This window comes from Bacillus sp. 22-7, assembly GCF_010628845.1.
Lineage (GTDB): Bacteria > Bacillota > Bacilli > Bacillales > Cytobacillaceae > Cytobacillus > Cytobacillus firmus_B.
Genome location: NZ_NJQY01000007.1, coordinates 77,236 through 93,968, shown reverse-complemented (window position 1 = coordinate 93,968; position 16,733 = coordinate 77,236). Strand labels below are relative to the sequence as shown.

Here is a 16,733-nt window from a genome sequence, read left to right as displayed (position 1 = left end):
ATCCTCCTAAATGAAATTCTGTACAAGAAGCAGCGTGAAAAAGACAACAGAAGCAGTCAGCGCTAATACGCCAAGAACAAACTTCATCCGAAACACACTAAGCATCATGATTGTATTTTTAAAATCGATCATCGGACCAAAGATCAGGAATCCCAGTACGGAAGACTTAGGAAATATGCTGCTGAATGAGGCACCAATAAAAGCGTCGGCCTCTGAGCATAGTGACAAAACATAAGCAAAGCCCATCATGATCAGTAAGGATACAACTGGATTATCAGCATTTTGCAGAAATGTTTTTGCAGGCATATAGACTTGTACAATGGAAGCTAATAAAGCGCCAATAATCAAATATTTGGCCATGTCAAAAAATTCATCGATTGAATGAGTCAGCATGGACCAAATCCGGTCCAGGAAAGGACGATTGATTTCACTGCTGTGGGGTAAATGAAGAGTTTTCTTCAATTGCCCGGACTTAAAGAAGATGCTCACACTAAAGGCAACTATAATGGCAATTAGGAATCCCAATCCCATTCGTAAGCCCGCCATTTCAAAATCGTTTCCAAAAGCCATGTATGTAGAAGCAATAACGATGGGATTAATCAAGGGCCCAGTCAGCATAAAACCAATCGCTGCATATACTGGAACACCCTTGGACATAAGACGGCGGATGATAGGAACAATTCCGCATTCACACGCTGGAAAAAGTGCGCCAGCCACACAGCTCATGACAACAGCAGCTGTTCTATTTTTCGGAATCCACCTTTTAATATGGTCTTCTGTAATGAAAATTTGGATAAACCCTGCAATCAGCACACCTATCAGCACAAAAGGCAATGCTTCTATTAAAATGCTGATAAAGATTACGTTCAGATTTAACAGGGAAGTCGGAATATCAAAAGACAAACCTAATCCAGAGCTGAAAGATATTAAATATACCAGAATGGCTATCAATATTATGCCTGTTATATCAATAATATGGCTGCGAAAAATTCGGTTCATAGTATCCTCCTGAATTAAAATCGTAATGATTTCGTTTTATACTCTATATTAATTTTATGAAATTGTAAATGGGATTATGAGCATTTTGAAAGGATAGGAGAATTGGAGGATAAAAGGATATAAAGTTTATCCTTGCAATCGCATAAAAATTTTAATATCATTTAAATCGAAACAATTACGATTTATCAGATACTTCTCCATACCCACCAGTAATTCTTGATTTATCAGAGCAAGGGGGGAATTAATCAATTGCAAATCGTAATGAATACTATTTATATTCAAAAGGAGAAAGTCCATGACAAAGAAGATACCCGTCACTGTACTGAGCGGCTATTTAGGTTCAGGAAAGACCACTCTGCTGAACCACATTTTAAATAATCGCGGCAATAAGAAAATGGCAGTGATTGTAAATGATATGAGTGAAGTCAATATTGATGCATCCATGGTTAAAAAAGGCGGTTTTTCAAGGACCGATGAAAAACTGGTAGAGCTTCAAAATGGATGCATCTGCTGTACGTTGAGAGAAGACTTAATGATAGAAGTGGCAAGGCTGGTTAACGAAGGGGATATCGAATATATCCTGATTGAATCCTCAGGCATCTCAGAACCTATTCCGGTTGCCCAGACTTTTACTTATATGGATGAAAGTTTGGGAATTAATCTTTCAAATAGGTGCACGCTCGACACCATGGTTACAGTTGTAGATGCAAATCGTTATTGGCATGACTATGCATCCGGAGAAACACTGCTGGACCGCAAACAGGCCACAGATGAAAGTGACGTCCGGGAAGTTGCTGACTTATTAATTGACCAGATTGAATTCGCAAATGTCGTGGTGCTGAACAAACTGGATCTGGTTGATTCAGAAAGTGCTGATGAACTGAAGGCTGTATTGGAAAAATTAAATCCAGATGCAAAAATAATTAAAGCTGTAAATTCAGAAGTTGAATTAAAAGAAATACTCAATACAGGTCTTTTTGACTTTGAAAAAGTAAGCCAGGGAGCAGGATGGATTAAGGAACTGAATGAGGAGCATACGCCGGAAACTGAAGAATATGGAATTTCATCATTTGTCTATAGAAGAAAAAGGCCTTTCCATCCAGAAAGATTTATGCGATGGCTTGAAGATTTTCCGGTAGATATTGTGAGAGCCAAAGGTTTTTTTTGGCTGGCTTCACGAAATGACATAGCCGGTCTCCTGTCTCAGGCCGGTCCATCTATAACACTGCAAGGGGTAGGGAAATGGATTGCAGCACTTCCAGAGATGGAGAGAAACCAAATCTTAAAAGATGAACCAGAACTGCTTGATAGATGGGATAAGGATTTTGGAGACAGGATGACAGAGCTCGTGTTTATTGGCCTGGGTATGAAGAAATCAGAAGAGATCGCATCAAGTCTAGATGGCTGTTTACTAACTGATAAAGAAATGATTTCAGATTGGAGCAGGCTTGCTGACCGGCTGCCAGCTTTTCAAACTAATATGATGGAGGAAATAATATGAGAGCATTGGCATGCACTGTAACAGGGGATCGCAACTATATAACAGCCAAAAGATCCTGAAAGAATGGAATTAATGAAATACTCTCCAAAGCTAAAAAGGTACACTAAGCACAGGGAAACAAAATTACACAATCGTTCCCTTTAATATCTGGTTGAGCTCAGACATATATAACAGAGCAATTTGAAAAATTATGTTGCTTTTTCCTGGTCTTGCAGATATGCTCAAATTAGGAGATATACGGAAGGGGAATTGAAATTCTAAATGTGGCATAACTTGTAATCATTTTAATTTAATAAACGTCTGCCTGCTTTTTTGGGGAGAGGTTTGTCTATTTATAAAATGATATGAACAAGGAATGCTTGCTGTGGAATTTCAAACCATAAATTCGCAGATACCTTGTTGTGTATCTGCATTTTTATTGGAATCCAATCTCCATGCCAGTCCCGGCAGGCCCTAAATGGAGGGAACGCTGTATGATCGAAAAGCAGAATAAAACCGCAATAGTTACAGGTGTCAGCAGCCATCAGGGTATTGGTGCAGCTATTTGCCGAAAATTAGCCAGCCAGAATTTTAATATTTTTTTTACTTATTGGGACGCGGAGCCCCTTTGGGAAAAAGTATTCAGCAAGGAATTATCGGAAACTGGCATCGTATGTAAAGGCCTCGAAATTGACTTATCGAATGTTCAATCAGCAGAAAAGGTGCTGAAATCTGCTGCCTTGACAGTCGGAAATCCGATGATACTTGTTAATAATGCAGCCCATTCAACAAGAGATGGATATCTGGAGTTTGATGCAATAACACTGGATGCACACTATGCTGTTAATATGAGAGCCGTATGTCTTCTTTGTACAGAATTCGCCAAAAGATTTCCAGAATGGAATTTGCCTTACGGCCGAATCATTAATATGACTTCCGGCCAAGAGCTTGGGCCAATGCCCGGCGAATTGGCTTATGCTTCTACCAAAGCTGCCATAACGGCATTTACCAGGTCGCTTTCAACAGAAATTGCTCATTTAGGGATTACGGTAAATGCGATTAACCCGGGACCTACTGACTCTACATGGATGAATGAGGAGATAAGAAATCACCTATTGCCCAAGTTTCCAGCGGGCAGAATCGGCCAGCCTGAAGATGCAGCCAATCTGGCAGCATTCCTGGCAGGAGAAGATTCAAGGTGGATAACAGGACAGGTGATTCATTCTGAGGGAGGGTTCATACGCGGTTAACACGAAAGCAAGTGACATTTACTTAACAAATTAGAGCTATTTATATCATTTTCGATACAAAATACCCAAATGGGTTTATTGATCTCCTCCAATGTGTATAAATAGAAGTTATAGAGGGGAGAGAACAATGTTAAATTTATTAAATGACCCTGATTTTGTGCAGAATTGTGAAACTGCTTCCCCGCTTGAGCTGGTTGAGTACTTAACAGGCGGCAATATTAGAGGATTGGAAAAAATCGCTTTGGGCACGCTTGCAAACAGAAAACAGCTGCCGCCAAATGTCGTTAATGTTCTGATCGTTTATTTTTTCAGCACGTTTGCCAATAAAGTATATGACCGAAATGATCTTGCCAGGCTTTATGATTACTGGGCATCGAATCATGTATACAGTTTTGGAAAAGCACACGAAATGACTGCCGAAGATATAGAAAAAGTCCTGGCCGGCTTAAAATAATAGATTATATAAAAAGTTCATCCCAATTGGATGAACTTTTTTGATATTACCTATTTCTTTTTATTGCTGTATGCACCTTCTATAGTCTGTTTCATCATTTGATGTCCAAGCACCGCCACGCCTGCTGCAACGATTCCATTAAGGAGCCCTTCAAAAGAAAAGCCAAATGCAAGACTGCCTGCAGAAATCGAAATCATTAGAAGAATCCATACGATGGACCAATCGGGAACTTTGGGTGTCTGTTTCAATGCATACCCAATTACCCACAAAGCCGGGACCAGCATGTAATAATTCTGATTTAAAAAATCCAGTAAGTTCAATCCACTCACCCCCTGGTTAATGTTTTTATATAGTTTATGAAATCCCCTTATAAGTTGTTTGTCTGCTTGTCTATAAAATAGTAGAGATTTTATTAATAAGCTTGGGAATTATTACGCTCGAAAAAGACGGAATAGTTTGATAAAACGCTATCAAAGACGCGCAGAATAGTTGACAATCATTTCTATAAGTGCTAAATTTGAATCAGCCGTTATGCATCGTGTTATATTTTGCTAGCTGCTTTTTCAACCGTTAGGCAATGGTCTGGATGAGTAATGAACGTAAAGTAATAAGCGTGTATATGGTGAATTTACACATGGCTTTTTCTAGCCAATAGGAGGATTTTTTTCATGAAAAACGGTAAAGTAAAATGGTTCAATGCTGAAAAAGGTTTCGGATTCATCGAAGGTGAAGACGGAAACGACGTATTTGTACATTACTCTGCTATCCAATCTGAAGGTTTCAAATCTTTAGAAGAAGGCCAAGAAGTTTCTTTCGAAGTTGTTGAAGGTGCACGCGGACCTCAAGCAGCTAACGTAACTAAACTATAATCGACACACCCATACAAAAACAGCCTGGCCATTAGGTCAGGCTGTTTTATTTTGCGCTAACTTGAATATTCCTCCACCAGTTCCATACCCTATTAGAAAAAGGAAGGTGTATCCAGATGAATTTTGCCTGGCAATCAGTGATTCTGGTTTTAGCAGGAGTTTTGCTTTTACGTGTAGCAGGCAGGAAGTCTATTTCCCAAATGACGCTGGCGCAAACGGTAGTTATGATTTCCATAGGTTCCATTATCATTCAGCCTATCATTGAGACAAGTGTATGGAAGACCATCGTGGCTGCTGGAATCTTTGTTGGATCACTAATTATAATGGAATACTTGCAGGTGAGATACAATTTCATTGAAAAATTTATTACAGGCAAATCCAAAATAGTGATTGAAAATGGAAAACTAAAAACAGCAAATATGAGGAAATTGCGCTTTACAGCAGATCAGCTGGAAATGAGGCTCAGAACCAACGGTATTACTAAAATTTCAGATGTTAAAATGGCTACACTTGAGCCAAATGGACAGCTTGGGTTTGAATTAATGGATGATGCAAAGCCTTTGACAGTTGGAGAATTTAAAAAGCTGATGGGAGAAATAATTTTGCAGTCACCCGTTCAGCCTGCTCATCAAGCATCAGATGATATTTTTCAGGAGCTGAAAAAGGGCCATTCCCCGCCGAATTTTAAAGATCTTCACTAGTTTTTAGCCGCATTGCGGCTTTTTATATTTCAATCTCCGTCTTTCCCCCTTTAAGCATTATTCAAATTCCAATTCCATTAAGAAAAAAGTACTTGAAGTTTAGCGAGTTTCCTGTATAATTTTCAAACGTGAGTTATTTTAGAATAATTTAATACTATTCACTTATCAAGAGAGACGGAGGGGCTGGCCCGAAGATGTCTCGGCAGCGGGCTCTGCAGAGCGCTGTGCCAAATCCAGCAAGCATTAATGCTTGGCAGATAAGAAGAGAACAATTGGTAGATCAAGATCTCTTCTTGCTTGAAGGGGTCTTTTTATTTTGCTTGGAAAATCCATTATTAAAGGAGAATTCAATGAAAAACAGGGGCAATCCATGGGCTTTATTGCCGCTAGCCGCTTTCCTGCTTATTTTTATTGGCAGCGGTATAGCAACTGGTGATTTTAACAGCATACCAATTATTGTCATTGTATCCGCAGCAGCCGGAATTGCGCTGGCAATGAATAGAAAAAAGCCATTCATGGAAAAAGTAGAGATATTCACAAAAGGGGCTGGACATCCTGATATTATATTAATGTCCATCATTTTTATCCTGGCAGGGGCTTTTTCCGCTACGGCTAAAGGAATGGGTGCGGTTGATTCGACTGTGAACCTTGCACTCTCTTTTATCCCGCAGAATCTGCTCATGGTCGGAATTTTTATCATTGCATGCTTTATTTCATTATCGATGGGAACATCAATGGGGACAGTTGTTGCTCTTGCTCCAATTGGTGTAGCCATTTCAGCAGAGACAGATATTACAGTAGCTCTAGCCATGGCAGCAATAATTGGCGGTGCAATGTTTGGCGATAATCTTTCTGTCATTTCTGATACGACGATTGCAGCGGTCAGGACGCAGGGAACGAGAATGACTGATAAATTCCGTGTGAATTTTTTAATCGTACTGCCTGCTGCAGTTCTTACTGCTATAATTCTTGCAATTTTAACAGCAGGTCAGGAAAGCGTCGTGACCAGCGGAGATTTCAACTTCTTAAAAGTAGTCCCTTATCTTGGCGTATTGGCTGCAGCTTTGTTCGGCATGAATGTTATTCTTGTGCTTAGCGGGGGTATCCTTCTTGCAGGCCTGATTGGAATTGCTGACGGCAGCTATACGTTTGTTTCATTCCTGCAGATGATTGCTGAGGGAATGGCCGGTATGCAGACCCTTGCGATTATTGCCATCCTCATTGGCGGATTGGTGGAGATCATCCGGGTTAATGGAGGAATAGATTACTTGCTTCACATGGCTACCAGCAAAATAAAATCCCGCAGGGGAGCAGAATTTGGTATTGCGTCGCTTGTCTCTGTGACAAATCTATCTACAGCCAATAATACTATTGCCATCATTATTGCAGGGCCGCTTGCCAAAAAAATTGCTGACCAATATGAGATTGACCCGCGTAAATCAGCAAGTATACTTGATATATTTGCCTGCTTTGTACAAGGGACTATCCCTTATGGAGCACAGATGCTCGCTGCTTCGGGGCTCGCTGCCATTTCGCCGGTGAGCATCATGGCATATTCCATTTATCCAATATTAATTGGCATTTGCGGTATTATTGCCATTCTGATCAACTTTCCTAAGTTAAAAAGCAATAAATGAGAGAGCCTGCCGGGCTCTTTTTTCTTTGAACAATGCTGTGTTTTAAAAATAATTGATGATATAATTAGAACGAATGTTCTGTGAATTGTTGCTGAGCCTCAGCCGTTTTTTGATTTGGTATAATGGTAATATTGCAGAAAGAATCTCAGGCAAGGAAAAGAGGGTGTAAGATATGAAATTTATCCATACAGCTGATTGGCATTTGGGCAAGCTGGTCCATGGTGTATATATGACCGAAGATCAGCGCCATTTTTTGAATCAATTTATTGATGTGGTAGAGGAAGAAAAGCCGGATGCAGTCGTAATTGCAGGAGATTTATATGACCGGTCCGTACCTCCGACTGATGCTGTAGAATTGCTGAATGAAATTCTTTTTAAAATAAATGTAGAGCTTAATACACCTGTGGTTGCCATCGGAGGAAACCATGACAGTGCAGAAAGGCTGTCATTTGGGAGCTCCTGGTATAAGCAAAGCAAGTTCTACTTGTCTGGAAAACTGTCAAATGATTTTAAGCCCGTAGATATTAATGGTGTGAACTTTTTTCTGGTTCCGTATGCTGAACCCGGAATGGTCAGGCATTTGCTTGATGATGACCGTGTACACTCACATGATGATGCAATGAAGGCAATTGTGAGCAGAATTGAAAAGGACCTGAATCATAATGAACCGAACGTTCTTGTAGGACATGCTTTTGTCCTGGGTGGCTCTACCAGTGATTCGGAGAGGACCCTTTCAGTCGGCGGATCAGGCTGTGTCCATTCAAGCTGCTTTGATCCTTTCTCTTATACAGCACTGGGGCATTTGCATAGTCCTGATGCCATAAAGCATGAAAAAATTCGGTATTCTGGCTCCCTCTTAAAATATTCTTTTTCAGAAGCCAAACAGGAAAAATCGATTTCAATTATAGAAATGAAGGAAAATGGCGAATTTGATTTGCGTACCCGTTCACTGAAGCCCCAAAAAGACTTGAGAGAAATCGAAGGGCATTTAGATGAATTGATGGATCCAGCATTCTATGAAAAACAGAATCTTGATGACTACCTGAAAATCACCCTTTTTGATGAAGGCGCATTGCTTGATCCAATTAATAAGCTGAGACAGGTCTACCCGAATGTTCTTCATCTGGAAAGAAGAATTGCCGTTACAGATTTGAAGAAAAAAAGCTCATTCTTATCGATGAAGGAAGAGAAAAAGTCGGAGCTTGATCTGTTTAAACAATTCTATGAACAAATGACTACTTCTGAGTTTACAGAAGATAAACAGCAAGTAATGACGGATGTGATTGAAAAAGTGCTTAGGGAGGAGGCCCTGAAATGAAGCCATTAAAATTAACGATGCAGGCATTCGGCCCCTATGCAGACATTGAAAGCATTGATTTTACCCAACTTGGAAATCGGACCATGTTTGTCATATCCGGAAAGACGGGTTCAGGCAAGACCACTATTTTTGATGGCATCAGCTATGCCATTTATGGAAAGGCAAGCGGAGAAGATCGAAATGGTCCTGAGCTTCGGAGTCAGTTTGCCAAAAATAATACACTAACCGAGGTTTCCCTGGAATTCTTTTTAAGAAATAAACGGTATCATATTATAAGATCTCCTCAGCAGGAAAAGAAAAAAGAGCGGGGCGATGGGACAACAACAGTAAGTGCAAAAGCAGAACTGTATATATATGATGAAAATGGAGAGCAAAAGCTCCTGGCTTCAAATGTCAGGGATGTTGATGAAAAGATAAAAGAAATTATGATCATTGACAGCAATCAGTTCAGGCAAATTCTGATGATTCCCCAGGGAGAGTTCCGAAAGCTCCTGACTTCTGAAAGCAAAGATAAGGAAATCATTCTGCAGCGGTTATTCCATACTCAAATATACAAGCGCATCGAAGAAAAACTTAAAGAAGATGCAACTGAATTAAAAAGAGCGGTAGAAGAACAGATTAAATTGCGAGATCAATACTTTAATCATGTGCAGCCTGTATACAGCGGGGAGCTGAAAACGTACCTCGAAGCAGGAAGTGTTAATGACACCCTGCTCTTGCCGCTCCTAGCAGAGGAAATTAAGGAGATGGCAGAAGGTCTTGCCGAGCTGACAGAAGCAGGCAGGAAAAAGAAGGAACAGAGAGATCATCTTCAGCAAAAGCTCTATGAAGCAGAAATGGTGCTTAAACAGATGAAGATGAAAGAAGAGCTTAAGCAACGGAAAGAACAGCTTGAAGAGCTGAAAGACCAATATACTGTCAAAGAGAATGCCATTACTCTCGCCCACAAAGCAGCACTGCTTAGTCAGCAGGAGAAGCTCTGTCATGAACTGAAGAAAGATCTGGATGCAGCACATGCTGATATTGAGGGACTTCAGAAAAAAATAGGCACTCTTGAATCTCTGCTAAAAGAAAAGCAAGAAAAATGGGAATCTGAAAAGAACCGGGAGGAAGAAAGAAAACGAGCTGCCGAACAGGTCAATCACCTGCAAAGTATGAAAGAGGATATTCTCTCTTATGCAAAAGTGGAAAAGCTTGTCCGTTCTCTTGAAAAAAATCTTGAAAACCTCAGGCTTCAAAAAAAACAGAAAGATGAAGCCCTCCTAAAAGCTGATCTGCAAATAAAAACACTTGCTGCAGAAAAGCAGGACATTGAAAAGAGCAGGCTCGCACAGTTTGAGAATGAACGAAACCTGGAGAAATTATCAGACGAAATAGAACGGCTTCAAAGATATGAAGAGCTTCATAAAGAGCATCTCTTATCACTGAATGCTTTCAGCAAGAAAAAAAGTTATTTTGAGCAGACTTCGTCCAGGCTGACTGACGCCAAACTGCTTGTAGATGAACTGGAGGGCAAATGGCTTCATGGACAGGCATCAATCTTAGCTGACAGGCTCCAAAACGGAGAGGCATGTCCAGTCTGCGGCTCAGAACACCATCCAAATCCAGCTGTCTCTCCTCAAGATATTCCTGATGAAAAAGATCTGAAGGAAGCAAAAAAACAGGCAGCTGAAATGGAAGCAGAGAAAGCGAAAGCAGAGTCTGCATTTTATGAAGCTCGGTCTCAGCTGAATTCCAGTGAAAGTGGATTAGCGGAATTAACAGCCCAAATACAGAAGCACCGTCCTGATTTTAAACCTGAAAGTCTGCTTGTGCTGAAAAATACACTTTCCGATCAAAAAAAGGATTTGCTGACACTTGATGCAGAACTGAAGGAGAAATCTTCAAGACTGGAAAACTGTTCTGTAGAGTTAGAAAATTCACAGGAGATGAAAGAATCTCTTGCTGCAGAAATTGACCTTCTGCAAAGCCAAATAAATGACGCTGCCATTATGCATGCGGAAAAGAGAAGCAACTTAGCGAGGATGACGGACACAATTCCTGAAAACCTGCGGTCTGTTGAAGCTTACGAGTCAAGTTTTAAAAAAGCGGCTGAAAAACTTGAAATTATGCAAAGACAGCTGGAAACTGCCCAGCAGAATTATCAAGATGCAAAGTCGGTTCATATGGCAGAACAGGCAAAGCTCGAGACACTTCAAAAGCAGGCTGTTAAAAACGAGCAAAAGCTTGCAGCTGAAAGGCAGAATTTTGTACAGCGCATGAAGGACCAGGGCTTTGAAGTATACGGAGAATATCGGGATGCCAAAAAATCAGAAGAACAAATCAGGCAGCTTGAAGGTGAACTTCGGGAATATCGGGAAGAAGTCCGTTCTATTCATGACAGATACGCTGAACTGGTGGAACTCTTAGAAGGGATTGAAAAACCTGACCTGGAAAGCTTGCAGCTATTATTGCAGGAAACCGATGATCAATTGAAACAGCTGCAGGATCAATATACAAATCTGTTTATGAAGAAAAAGCAAAATGAAGAGACTTTGCAAAAAATCAAAGAAATAAATGAAGATATGAAGACCCTTGAGGAAAGGTATAAAGTAATCGGACACTTATATGAAATTTCCAAAGGGCAGAACACTTACCGTATTACTTTTGAACGTTTTGTCCTGGCGGCATTTTTAGATGATATACTGAGGGAAGCCAACGGACGTTTATCGAAGATGACCAGCGGGAGATATATGCTGCTTCGAAAAACAGACCGCTCAAAGGGCAGCGCACAAAGCGGCCTGGAATTACTTGTGTTTGATCAATACACTGGGCAGGAAAGGCATGTTAAAACTTTATCCGGCGGGGAAAGCTTTAAAGCCGCGCTTGCACTTGCTCTTGGTCTGGCAGACGTGGTGCAGCAATACGCAGGAGGCGTATCTCTTGAGACGATGTTCATTGATGAAGGATTTGGGACACTAGATCCCGAATCATTGGATCAGGCAATAGAAGCATTGATCGAAATTCAAAGCAGCGGAAGGCTAGTAGGCATTATCTCGCATGTTCCTGAGCTGAAGGAAAGGATAGATGCGCGTCTGGAAGTAACTGCAAGCCAGACAGGAAGCCGAACACAGTTTCAATTTTTAAATTAGGATTCAGAGGAAAAAGGATAGACCTCCTATCCTTTTTCCCATACTATTAAAGTTGGTGATGACTCTTGAGTAAGAAAGTCGTTTTATCATGGAGCGGCGGCAAAGACAGCTGTCTGGCTCTGGATGTTCTGGTAAAACAGGGATACGAGGTTGCATGTCTTCTGACAACGGTTCCGCAGGAAATTGGCAGAACCTTTGGGCATGGAGAAAAAAAGGAATTAATCCAGCTTCAGGCTAAAAGTTTATCCATACCTGCAGAGTTTATTTATTGTACCTTTGAAGATTACTCTGAACGTTTTGTGAGTGATTTAAGAAAAATAAAAGATACATATGGGATTACAGGCATTGCATATGGGGATCTTTACTTGGGTGGACACCGTGAATGGGGAGAAAAAACAGCGGCTGAAGCAGGATTGGATGCGGTATACCCTCTATGGATGGAGGAGAAAGATAGTCTTAAGGCTTTAAAAGCCTTTGTGGTATCAGGCTATAAAGCCAAAGTCATACGGGTTCGGGAAGAGGTATTGGACAATTCCTGGCTGGGCAAAGAACTTGATTATGACTTTGTAAGCAAAATAGAAGATGAGCCTGTATGTCCGATGGGTGAATCAGGTGAATATCATACATTTGTGTATGACGGTCCGCTATTTTCTAATAGGATTCAGCTGGACTCTCCTGAAGTGATTCAGCTTGAGACAACAAAAAAATTGGAATTTGGCGAGTTTAGGCTCGCTGTAAAATAATAATAAACGTCAATGACGGGAATGTGCAGGTAACGAAATGATTGAAATTAAGACATCAGCAGTAAGCGATGGCGAACATAACAGAGGAGTCTTTGCTACTCGTGATATCAAGAAGGGTGAATTGATTCATGAGGCTCCGGTTCTGCCTTATCCAAACAATGAGCATCAGCATATTGAAAAAACGGCTCTGGCTGACTATGCATTTGAATACGGGAAAAATCACAGTGCCCTTTTATTAGGCTATGGAATGCTTTTCAACCATTCCTACCAGCCAAATGCAGTATATGATATTAACTTTGACAACCATACGTTTGATTTTTTCGCCTATAAAGATATTAAAGCGGGTGAAGAGGTTTTGATTAATTATAATGGGGAAGCTGAAAATGATGATCCCCTTTGGTTTAATAAATAATTTTACTGGAGTCCAGCTCTTTCCTGGCCGGGGAGTTATAGTCTCCAGGCCAGAAGGGAGGGTATAGTTTGTCTCATTTTTTTTCTCACGATTATCAAGCTTTCCCTTTCAGTACTTTTACCCTATCCCATATTGCCATGATTGCATTATTTGCTGGAGTTGCGGTGTTTTTATACAAATTCAGAAAAACTATAAAAAGATATGACCGGAAACTCAGGATGACTATGTTTCTCTTGCTTTTTGTATTGGAGCTCCTCTATCATTTCTGGCTTTATCTTGGAGGCTATTGGGAAATTTCCTTCACTTTGCCGCTTCAGCTTTGTTCCATAAGCTTACTTCTTTGTTTAGTATTATTAGCAACGGAATCTAAGGCCGTCTTCCAAATTGTCTATTACATAGGCGTCACAGGTGCGTTAATGGCCATTCTGACTCCTGAGCTGTTTTTAGGCTTTCCTCATTTCCGATTTTTTCAATTTTTTATTACTCATAATCTAATCATCTGGACTTGTCTTTATTTCGTGTTTGTTCGTCAATTCAGACCAACAGGAAGGGGTCTGATCGAATCTTTTATCTTCTTAAACCTTTGCGCAGCTGGGGCATTTTTTGCAAATAAGCTAACGGGCGGGAACTATATGTTTCTGGCCCGTAAGCCGCAGAATAATTCATTATTAGATTACTTTGGGCCTTTTCCTTATTACATAATAACACTGGAAATAGCGGCATTACTCCTGTTTTTATTACTGCTGCTTCCATTTAAAATGATTGGCAAAAATAAAGATGGAAAGGCGGAATCTGCATGAAACCTGCAAAAATAGGGATTGATGCCGGAGGTTCTTTGCTGAAGATGGCATTTGAAGAACAAGGACAAATCCATTATAAAAACTATCTGATTGATGAGCTGGATAATTCAATGAATTGGCTTAAGATGACTGCTGCTGATGCAGAAGTTGCCTTGACAGGCGGGAAGGCTGAATATCTTAAAAAAGAGTATTTTCAAAATGCCCCGATCTTTCCTGAATTTGAGTCTTCCAGTATAGGTGCATCCTATTTGCTTATGCAAGATGGATTATCCTATCAGAATTTCATCTTAAGTATTATAGGCACAGGGACATCGATTTGCCTAAACAGCGGCGGGAATATCTCAAGGGTTTCCGGAAGCGGCATCGGCGGGGGCACATTGATGGGACTGGGACGTTTACTGACTGGTGAAAAGGATTTCACCAGGCTCGTTTCGCTGGCTGGCAGCGGGAAAGCGGAGAATGCAGATATAATGGTCAATGATATTTATTCACCATTCGATTCGCCGATAGATGGAAGCCTGACTGCCAGTAATTTTGGGAAGATTAAGGATGATCAGATAAGTAAGGAAGACAAAGCTGCCAGCTTAACTAACATGATTGCAGAAACGATTGTACTCCTAAGCACTCAGGCAGCAGTTCGGAATCAAATCGACGATATCATTTATATAGGAAGCACGCTTCGGCAAAATGCCCCCTTAAAGCACCTTTTAGAGAAATATACCGCTATGGTTGGCAAAAAACCTGTATTTATTCAAAACGGAGCTTACTGTGGAGCACTAGGTGCGCTGCGCTCCTGATAAAACCAGATGATTGAAAGATTCTTTTTTTCAGGATACAGTTGAAAAAGAATGCAAAAGAAGCAGGTGGCAGATTTAATGAAAAGATATTTTACAATCGGTATGGCTGGCCATATCGATCATGGAAAAACTACATTGACGAAAGCATTAACAAATGTGGATACAGATAGGCTTAAAGAAGAAATAGAGAGGCAGATATCCATAGAACTGGGATTTGCCCCTTTGCATGAAGATGAGGAAATTCAAATATCAGTAGTGGATGTACCAGGTCATGAACGCTTTATCAGACAGATGATTGCCGGAGTTGCAGGGATAGACTTAGTCATCCTTGCTGTCTCAGCCGATGAAGGAGTAATGCCCCAAACAAGAGAGCACCTGGAAATTCTCGACTTCCTCGGGATCCGTAATGGCATTGTCGCCATAACAAAGATTGATCGTGTCGATGAAGAGTTCACTGATCTTGTAAAAGAAGAAATTCTTGAGGAACTGAAAGGCACTATTTTTGAAGATGTTCCATTTATGTTAACAGATAGCCTGTCAGGCAAAGGAATTGAAGAGTTAAAGCAGCTGATTATCCAAATCCTGAAAGAACAGGACACACGGGATGCAAAAGGCGCCTTCCGGCTTCCAATCGATCAGGTATTCACGGTGAAAGGGCAGGGTACTGTAGTCAGAGGCACTGTTTATGAAGGAAAAGTAGAAGAGGGACAGCTTCTAAAAATCATGCCAAATGGCATCGAGACCAGGGCACGCCAGCTGCAGGTGCATCATCAGCCTGCAAAAGCAGCATTCGCAGGGCAAAGGGCGGCGATTAACCTTGCGGGTGTTTCGAAGGAGGATATAGAGCGGGGGGAGGTCCTTGTTTCATCTGAGCATTTCAGCGTCACAAAAACCATTGATGTAGCTGTAAGAATGGTAGGGGATTTAGAGCATATCGTCAAACAGAGAATGCCGATTAAATGCCATATTGGTACGGCAGAAGTCATGGGCAAAATCGTCTTTTTTGACCGTAATGAATTATCCAATGCAGAAGGTGAAATTCTCTGCCAGCTGCGTTTGGAAGAGGAAGTGGTAGCAAAAAGGGGGGATCGGTTTATTTTAAGACGGCCAAGTCCCCAGGAGACCATCGGGGGGGGCTGGGTTATTGATCCCAATGGAGAAAAGTACCGGTTCGGCCAAAAAACCATTGAGGATTTAAGCAGGAAAAAAGAAGGAACATCGACAGATCGCATAATAGCCGTGTTGTTCGAAGATAAGGTCCTTTCTCTTTCAGAGATTACAGCAAAGACTTCACTGGATGAATTGACGGTTCAAGAAATACTTAAAGAAGAAGATTTCCAAGGCATCAGCAGCAAGGAATTCACTTTAGCAGCCATCCAAGAGGCAATAGAGGAAGAAATAGCTGACCGCCTGAATGAGTTCCATCTGGAAAATCCAATGAGGCAAGGGGCCAATAAAGCAGAATTGCTGCAGGCAATGCAAAATATATATCCAAAAATACTGGTTGAATTTGTCTTAAATTCAGGTATTGAAAAAAATGCATTTCAACGAAAAGGTCAGTTTTTGCAGAATAAAGGTTTTCATCCTCATGTACCGAAAAGCTGGCAAAAACGTACTGACAACCTTCTTGCTGAATTAAAAAGAGATGGCTATAAAGTAAAGCCGTTTGATGAATATTACGCTTCCGCAGGAATCCCTGAGAATCTAAAAGGCGATCTAAAACGATATTTAGAAGACCAGGAAATAGTCATACCGCTTGATTCACAATACTTTTGGCACGGTGATCATTTTAGGGCAGCAGTAGAAGAATTAAAAAAGAGAACAGATGCTGAATTTGAAGTAAGCAGTGCAAAGGAAGTATTAGGTCTTTCCAGAAAGTATATGATTCCATTTCTCGAAAAACTTGATTCTTTAGGAATGACACGCAGAGCAGAAAATAAGAGAATCTGGATGTAAAGAGTTTGTTAATAATAGATCAGCCTTAAGGGCTGGTCTATTTTTATTGTATAAAAGAAAGTTTAGTTAAAATATTCAGTTAAACAATGAAAAACTACCCGGTTACACCAGAAAAGTTACCCTTTTTTACCAATATATCCGTGTCGAAATTACTACAGATTGACCGTTTTATGCAATTATATGAAA

The 16,733-nt window shown here is 40.6% G+C and carries 15 protein-coding genes, 1 pseudogene and 1 riboswitch; of the genes and pseudogenes, 14 read left to right on the top strand and 2 right to left on the bottom strand.

Features of this window, described 5'->3' with window-relative positions; translation table 11 throughout:
• Positions 1–6 precede the first annotated feature (6 nt).
• Positions 7–999: a permease gene (locus tag CE058_RS06460; protein WP_048008805.1), complete on the bottom strand. Its 993-nt coding sequence runs from the start codon at positions 997–999 to the stop codon at positions 7–9.
• 295 nt (positions 1,000–1,294) lie between these two features.
• On the opposite strand from CE058_RS06460, the gene CE058_RS06455 reads away from it, so the two are divergent.
• From CE058_RS06455 to CE058_RS06440, 4 genes and pseudogenes are all read left to right on the top strand, one after another.
• Positions 1,295–2,500 carry a GTP-binding protein gene (locus CE058_RS06455; protein WP_163141321.1) on the top strand — a complete coding sequence of 402 codons (1,206 nt, stop codon included), beginning with the start codon at positions 1,295–1,297 and terminating at the stop codon, positions 2,498–2,500.
• A pseudogene (gene rpmG / locus CE058_RS06450) lies at positions 2,497–2,644 on the top strand (50S ribosomal protein L33). Before CE058_RS06455 ends, rpmG begins: the two are co-directional and overlap by 4 nt.
• A 329-nt stretch (positions 2,645–2,973) precedes the next feature.
• Entirely contained in the window at positions 2,974–3,729 is a 756-nt protein-coding gene (locus CE058_RS06445; protein ID WP_163141318.1) for an SDR family oxidoreductase, read from the top strand.
• A 127-nt stretch (positions 3,730–3,856) separates the two neighbouring features.
• Positions 3,857–4,183 (top strand): hypothetical protein, encoded by a 327-nt coding sequence (locus tag CE058_RS06440; RefSeq protein WP_163141315.1) that lies wholly within the window; start codon positions 3,857–3,859, stop codon positions 4,181–4,183.
• 50 nt (positions 4,184–4,233) lie between these two features.
• Here the strand turns inward: CE058_RS06440 and CE058_RS06435 are convergent, their stop codons facing one another.
• Positions 4,234–4,512 (bottom strand): phage holin family protein, encoded by a 279-nt coding sequence (locus CE058_RS06435; protein WP_396021350.1) that lies wholly within the window; start codon positions 4,510–4,512, stop codon positions 4,234–4,236.
• A 339-nt stretch (positions 4,513–4,851) separates the two neighbouring features.
• Here CE058_RS06435 and CE058_RS06430 point away from each other — a divergent pair, with 339 nt between their 5' ends.
• From CE058_RS06430 to selB, 10 genes are all read left to right on the top strand, one after another.
• Positions 4,852–5,052: a cold-shock protein gene (locus tag CE058_RS06430; protein WP_009334826.1), complete on the top strand. Its 201-nt coding sequence runs from the start codon at positions 4,852–4,854 to the stop codon at positions 5,050–5,052.
• A gap of 116 nt (positions 5,053–5,168) precedes the next feature.
• Complete coding sequence (locus tag CE058_RS06425; protein ID WP_048008800.1) at positions 5,169–5,753, top strand: DUF421 domain-containing protein; 585 nt, start codon at positions 5,169–5,171, stop codon at positions 5,751–5,753.
• 159 nt (positions 5,754–5,912) lie between these two features.
• Positions 5,913–6,017, top strand: a riboswitch (SAM riboswitch).
• An 86-nt stretch (positions 6,018–6,103) separates the two neighbouring features.
• On the top strand, positions 6,104–7,390 hold the full coding sequence (locus CE058_RS06420) for a Na+/H+ antiporter NhaC family protein (protein WP_163141309.1): 1,287 nt from the start codon (positions 6,104–6,106) through the stop codon (positions 7,388–7,390).
• A gap of 172 nt (positions 7,391–7,562) precedes the next feature.
• On the top strand, positions 7,563–8,708 hold the full coding sequence (locus CE058_RS06415; RefSeq protein WP_048010179.1) for an exonuclease SbcCD subunit D: 1,146 nt from the start codon (positions 7,563–7,565) through the stop codon (positions 8,706–8,708).
• Positions 8,705–11,839 (top strand): AAA family ATPase, encoded by a 3,135-nt coding sequence (locus CE058_RS06410; protein ID WP_163141306.1) that lies wholly within the window; start codon positions 8,705–8,707, stop codon positions 11,837–11,839. Before CE058_RS06415 ends, CE058_RS06410 begins: the two co-directional genes overlap by 4 nt.
• A 65-nt stretch (positions 11,840–11,904) precedes the next feature.
• Positions 11,905–12,582, top strand: coding sequence for a Dph6-related ATP pyrophosphatase (locus CE058_RS06405; protein ID WP_048010177.1), 678 nt, complete (start codon positions 11,905–11,907; stop codon positions 12,580–12,582).
• A 37-nt stretch (positions 12,583–12,619) separates the two neighbouring features.
• A complete protein-coding gene (locus tag CE058_RS06400; protein ID WP_035330469.1) occupies positions 12,620–12,994 on the top strand; it encodes an SET domain-containing protein in 375 nt (124 codons plus the stop codon).
• 68 nt (positions 12,995–13,062) lie between these two features.
• Positions 13,063–13,794: a YwaF family protein gene (locus CE058_RS06395; protein ID WP_048010176.1), complete on the top strand. Its 732-nt coding sequence runs from the start codon at positions 13,063–13,065 to the stop codon at positions 13,792–13,794.
• The gene (gene coaW / locus CE058_RS06390) at positions 13,791–14,591 is read left to right on the top strand and encodes a type II pantothenate kinase (protein ID WP_048010175.1); all 801 of its coding nucleotides are present in this window, start codon (positions 13,791–13,793) and stop codon (positions 14,589–14,591) included. The genes CE058_RS06395 and coaW overlap by 4 nt, the downstream gene beginning before the upstream one ends.
• A 78-nt stretch (positions 14,592–14,669) precedes the next feature.
• Complete coding sequence (selB, locus tag CE058_RS06385) at positions 14,670–16,547, top strand: selenocysteine-specific translation elongation factor (RefSeq protein WP_204260520.1); 1,878 nt, start codon at positions 14,670–14,672, stop codon at positions 16,545–16,547.
• Positions 16,548–16,733 lie beyond the last annotated feature (186 nt).